This window comes from Hydrogenophaga sp. (assembly GCF_051007235.1).
In the GTDB taxonomy this organism is placed as follows: domain Bacteria; phylum Pseudomonadota; class Gammaproteobacteria; order Burkholderiales; family Burkholderiaceae_C; genus Hydrogenophaga.
The window spans coordinates 1-1,715 of sequence record NZ_JBPCSJ010000231.1 but is presented as its reverse complement, the minus strand read 5'-3'; the positions used below and the strand labels follow the sequence as shown (position 1 = coordinate 1,715).

1 protein-coding gene is annotated in these 1,715 nt (G+C 64.3%); it reads left to right on the top strand.

The annotated features are described in order from the left end of the window. Positions 1–54: 54 nt before the first annotated feature. A partial coding sequence (locus ACR2JA_RS08385; RefSeq protein WP_434008640.1) for a 3-hydroxyacyl-CoA dehydrogenase NAD-binding domain-containing protein occupies positions 55–1,715 on the top strand: 1,661 nt, incomplete at its 3' end.

Below are 1,715 nucleotides of genomic sequence, written 5' to 3'. Positions count from 1 at the left end.
AATCGCACGACCGTTCGTTTTTGGTTTTTTCCCAAATCACACAGAGGAGCTTCCATGACCGCTGAGTACCAGGTCCACGGCGACGTTGCCGTCATTTCGCTGAACAACCCGCCGGTCAACGGTCTGGGCCTGTCCACCCGCCAGGCCATCGTCGACGGGCTGGAGAAGGCCGAGAACGACGCCGCGGTCAAGGCCATTGTGCTGACAGGCGCCGGCAAGGCTTTCTCGGGCGGCGCCGACATCCGCGAGTTCGGCTCACCCAAGGCGATCCAGGAACCCAACCTGCTGTCGGTGATCGTCCGCGTCGAAAACACCACCAAGCCAGTGATCGCGGCCGTGCACAGCGTGTGCATGGGCGGTGGCCTCGAACTCGCACTCGGTGCGCACTACCGCATCGCCGCCCCCGGCTGCAACGTGGCCCTGCCGGAAGTCAAGCTGGGCCTGATTCCCGGCGCCGGTGGCACGCAGCGCCTGCCGCGCGTGCTGGGCGTGGAAGCCGCGCTGAACATGATCGTCAGCGGCGAACCGGTCAAGAGCGAGATGCTGGCCCAGCTGCCGGGCCAGAAGCTGTTCGACAACCTGGCCGCCTCGCCCGAGTCGCTGGCCGCTGAAGCCCTGGCCTTCGCCCGCGAGATGGCCGCCAAGCACGCCGATGGCTCGGCCTTCCCGCTGGTGCGCAACCTGCCCTGCAAGCACAAGGACGGCGACGCCTACTTCCAGTTCGCGCGCAACATGGTCAAGGGCATGGCCAAGAACTTCCCGGCGCCCGCCAAGTGCGTGGACGCTGTCGAAGCCGCGACCAAGAAAAAGTTCAACGACGGCATGGTGTTCGAGCGCGAGATCTTCATCAACCTGATGTGGACGCCCGAGTGCAAATCGTTGCGCCATCTGTTCACGGCCGAGCGCGCCGCCAGCAAGATCCCCGACGTGCCGGAAGACACACCCAAGCGCGAGATCGCCTCGGTCGCCGTCATCGGCGCCGGCACCATGGGTGGCGGCATTTCCATGAATTTCCTCAACGCCGGCATCCCGGTGAAGATCCTGGAAATGAAGCAGGAGGCGCTGGACCGCGGCATCGCGACCATCCGCAAGAACTACGAAGCCCAGGTCAAGAAGGGCAAGCTCAAGCAGGACAAGTACGAGCAGCGCATGAGCCTGCTGAGCACCACGCTGAGCTACGACGACATCGGCTCGGCCGACCTGGTGATCGAAGCCGTGTTCGAGGAGATCGGCGTCAAGGAAGCGGTGTTCAAGGAACTCGACCGCGTGATGAAGCCTGGCGCCATCCTGGCGTCCAACACCTCCACGCTGGACGTCAACAAGATCGCCAACTTCACGAAGCGCCCGCAGGACGTGGTGGGCATGCACTTCTTCAGCCCGGCCAACGTGATGAAGCTGCTGGAAGTGGTGCGCGGCGCCAAGACCGGCAAGGACGTGCTGGCCACCGTCATGGCCATTGGCAAGAAGATCAAGAAGACGGCCGTGGTGTCCGGCGTCTGCGACGGCTTCATCGGCAACCGCATGATCGAGCAGTACGGCCGCCAGGGCGGTTTCCTGCTGGACGAAGGCTGCACGCCCGAGCAGGTCGACAAGGCGATGGAGAAGTTCGGCATGGCCATGGGCCCGTTCCGCATGGGCGACCTGGCCGGCAACGACATCGGCTGGGCGATCCGCAAGCGCCGCTACCAGGAAAAGCCGGACATGAAGTACAGCAA